The 573-nt window shown below is 54.3% G+C and carries 1 pseudogene; it reads right to left on the reverse strand.

The features are described 5' to 3' along the window. Positions 1 to 573 (reverse strand): annotated as a pseudogene (locus tag HV477_RS27990) (filamentous hemagglutinin); the annotation flags it as partial.

Genomic DNA, 573 nt, shown 5'->3' on the forward strand with positions numbered 1-573 from the left:
CTCACCCCGGACACCGTCAGATTCGTGTCTGCGTTCAGTTTACTCTGACCGCTTATCGACAGTGCATCAGCCGTACTGCTGCTGGCAGTAATCGTGATGTTGTTCCCCGTCAGATTCACACTGCTCAGAGTTGCCCCTTTGTTCGCCGTCAGGGTGATGTTACCGTTGGTCAATGCAGACGGACTGCTGTCGGCTGCCGCATTCAGGGCCGTGTGATTACTGATGTTAAGGACCACCCCGGTTGATACACTGGTACCGGTTGTGGCCGGCTTCATTCCCAGCGCAATATTTCCGCCGTTTGTCGATACCGTTGCGTGGTTCAGCGTGAGGGTACCGTCAGCACTTCCCGCCGCATACAGGTTGACATCCAGCTTATCTGCGGTGGAGCTTATAGTATGATTCGTGATGTTGATGCTGTTGTCTGCGTTCAGCGTCAGCGTGGCATCCCCGCCTTTTGTCTTGCTGATATCCGCATTAACCGTAATGTTCCCGCCCTGAGTACCCGTTCCGTGCGTATCCACCGTCACACTGGTTCCGTTATTCAGCTGGTCTGCAATTTTCACTGCACTGACC

It is taken from the genome of Salmonella sp. SG203 (genome assembly GCF_013350575.1).
GTDB lineage: Bacteria > Pseudomonadota > Gammaproteobacteria > Enterobacterales > Enterobacteriaceae > Salmonella > Salmonella enterica.